At 46.9% G+C, this 3196-nt stretch carries 4 protein-coding genes; all 4 read left to right on the top strand.

The window, feature by feature from the left end:
* Positions 1-799, top strand: a 799-nt coding sequence (spoIIIAE, locus tag AC5V8P_RS24610; protein WP_495473976.1) for a stage III sporulation protein AE, incomplete at its 5' end; no start/stop codon positions are given.
* 35 nt (positions 800-834) lie between these two features.
* Positions 835-1602, top strand: coding sequence for a stage III sporulation protein AF (locus AC5V8P_RS24615; protein ID WP_064796347.1), 768 nt, complete (start codon positions 835-837; stop codon positions 1600-1602).
* A gap of 16 nt (positions 1603-1618) precedes the next feature.
* The gene (gene spoIIIAG / locus AC5V8P_RS24620) at positions 1619-2260 is read left to right on the top strand and encodes a stage III sporulation protein AG (RefSeq protein WP_064796348.1); all 642 of its coding nucleotides are present in this window, start codon (positions 1619-1621) and stop codon (positions 2258-2260) included.
* 63 nt (positions 2261-2323) lie between these two features.
* Positions 2324-3145 carry a SpoIIIAH-like family protein gene (locus tag AC5V8P_RS24625; RefSeq protein ID WP_063213571.1) on the top strand — a complete coding sequence of 274 codons (822 nt, stop codon included), beginning with the start codon at positions 2324-2326 and terminating at the stop codon, positions 3143-3145.
* Positions 3146-3196: the final 51 nt, after the last annotated feature.

Below are 3196 nucleotides of genomic sequence, written 5' to 3' on the forward strand. Positions count from 1 at the left end.
GCAGGTCAGCAAAGTTGCCTACGCTATCGTGTACATGGTCATTATCATTCTAGCGATTAATAGCTTTAGTGTAGCGATTGGTTATGCCAAAGAAGCAATTGATAGCATGATTCACTTCATGATGGCGATGTTGCCCTTGCTTTTTACCATGTTGGCTTCGATGGGGAATGTCGTCACCGTTTCAGTGACTCACCCGCTGATTGTATTTATGATCAACACGGTTGGAACAGTCATTCATACGCTTGTTTTCCCGCTGCTATTCTTCTCGGCTGTGCTGTATTTGGTCAACTCGCTAACGGGCAAATACAAGCTGACCCAGTTAGCCGATTTACTGCGGAACGGTGGAGTTGCTGTGCTAGGAGTGCTTCTGACTATTTTTCTAGGAGTCATTTCAGTACAGGGATTAACATCGTCGGTTACTGACGGATTAACGATCCGCACAGCCAAATATATTACAGGTAGCTTTGTTCCGGTGGTAGGCAAGGCGCTGGCAGATGCGACGGATACGGTCATTTCGGCATCACTGCTCGTTAAAAATGCCATCGGCCTTGTGGGAGTCATCATCATTTTGTTCCTGTGCGCTTTTCCTGCCCTCAAGATTCTGACATTAGCCCTCATTTATAAAGTGACCGCAGCGATCATGCAGCCTTTGGGAGATACGCCTATTGTGGAATGTCTGGATGCCATCGGTAAGAGTATGATTTATGTTTTTGCGGCACTGGCGGCTGTGGGATTAATGTCCTTCCTTGCGATTACAGTCATGCTCGCAGCAGGCAACATGACGGTCATGATGAGGTGATATATGCACAAATTCAACGAGAGGGAGGGAGTGACGTGACCTGGCTAGGAGGCTGGCTCAAGGAACTGGTGCTAATCGTACTGCTGGCTTCCTTTGTCGATATGATCTTACCGAGCCGATCGATGGAAAGGTATGTGAAACTCGTACTCAGCCTGCTTGTTTTACTGACACTGCTCTCTCCGATCGTGCGCTTGCTGAGCAGCAGTCCCTCAGAGGTTCTGGGGCGAGCATTGGATCTGCAGCGCCAGGCAGAGATAGGTGCCAGGGAACCAACATTGGAGGAAATATTGGCTAAAGGCAACAAGCTGAAGCAGCAGCAGGAACAAAACTCTATGCAATGGGCTGGCAAAGAGGTAGCTAAGGAAATGAAAGGTCAGTTGGAGCAGTACACAGGGTTAGCCATTCAATCGGTTCAGGTATCCCTTGGGCAAATTCAGCAGAAAGAAACAGGATTAGAATCTGGAACGGGCGTTCGGTCAGTCGTGGTCAAATTGGCAGAGCAGAAGACAAAAAAAGAAAAAAATGCAGACGACCTAACAGGAACAGATATCAAGCCGGTTATGGTGGAGCCTGTAGCTGAAAAGACAGTGAATATTCGTGTGGAGCCGACGCAGTCCAAAACCTCAAATCATAATGAAGGAACACGAGAAGATGATCGTAGTCCTGACGACACCACAGAGGATGGCAAACCTGCGGATATGAAAGCTTTTGGCTTAATAACAGGAATTTTACGCGAGAAATGGGGGATCGACAGTAAATATGTTCAGGTGATTGGTCCGCAGGATGGAACACATAAATGGTAACAGGAGGTGATCCGAAATGGGGAAATGGTCGAAAAAGCTGGAGCAATGGCTGGGTGGAGGGGGGGACGGAGCGAAAAGGTTCAATTCATTTCGTTGGTTGCTTATTCTTGGCCTTATTGGTGTAGCGATCATGCTCTTTAATTCATTCGTTAATGTGAAAAAAGTCGACCCAGAAAACGTAGGGCGAGAACCGCCTGGCGTAATGAAAAATGAGCCTTCGTTAGAAACAGCGGGAGGTGAAGATAGTTCCTTTGCCGGAATCGAGAAGGCATTTGAGGACAATATGAAACAGATGCTGGAGCAGATTGTTGGCGTGGGAACCGTCGATGTTATGGTTACGGTAGATTCTACCGAAGAAGTGATCGTTCAACGGAATGTGAAAGACATGCAGGAGGAAAATAACGAGACGGATGCCAATGGTGGACAAAGGCACACGACCCAATATACGCGCGATGGCGAGATTGTTACCTATGAATCATCGGGCGGTCAGCACACCCCGATTGTTACCAAAAGAGTAAAACCGCAGGTCAGGGGAGTGCTTGTTGTAGCTATGGGGGCAGAAAATCCTACCGTGAAGCAGCTTATTGTGGACGCAGTGCAGAAGGGACTGAATGTACCTTCATACAAAATTTCAGTCGTTCCGCGTAAGCAAGGATAATATTGGAATTGGGAACCAAAGAAGTTAATATTGCAAACCACATATGAATATGGAGGACGTAACATGAATAATAAAAGACAAACTGTTTGGCTGGTGTCCATGCTGAGTTTAATGGTGGTACTGTCTGCATATTATTTGTTTACGGAGGACTCAAGTCCGGCCAATCCGCCAGTGGCAGACAGCGAGCAGGTAAGCAAGGTTAAACAGGATGCTGCCCAGGAAGCAACGTCAAAGGCAGAAGAACAAATGAACGGACTGAAAGTAAATGAAGTGGTAACCAATGGAGAAGTAACTGACGGAACAGCAGGGACTTCCACAAAGGACACGGCTTCTACAACTGATCCAGCAACAGAATCATCAAAAGCCGGTAAAGACACAGCCGCCGCTCCTGCTGCTGAATCGACTGCATCAGGTCAAAACACAACTGCAGCTAAGACAGACACAACAGCCAAAAGTGATGATAAAGCAGCCTCTGGTACCAAAACTGACAAACAGGTACTTGACCAAGTGGCCAGCGAACAAGCAGCCCAACCAACAGCGGCAGCTGTGATTGACAACTATTTGCTGGAGCGGGATGTGGAAAACCAAAAGAAAAATGACGAGCTGACTACCGCAATGAATGATAGTACACCTCAGAAAGCTGCAGAGGCGCAAAAGGAATTGCATGTACTTGAAGATAAACAGGCTAAAATTACCGGAATCGAGGAAGAGCTACAGCAGCAATTTGCCAATGCGGTGGTCCGCGAGGAAGATGCTGATAAATACAAAGTAGTAGTTTTGAGTGAAAAATTGGATGCGAAGCAAGCGGTAACGATTGTCGATAAAGTCATGAAGGAATTGAACGTAACGCAGGACAAGATCAGTGTCCAGTATGTTACACAATAAGACAAAAAACGCGAAAAAGCCCGGATTTCTGCATAATCCCGGGCTCTTTCT

This window comes from Paenibacillus sp. N119s, assembly GCF_059447605.1.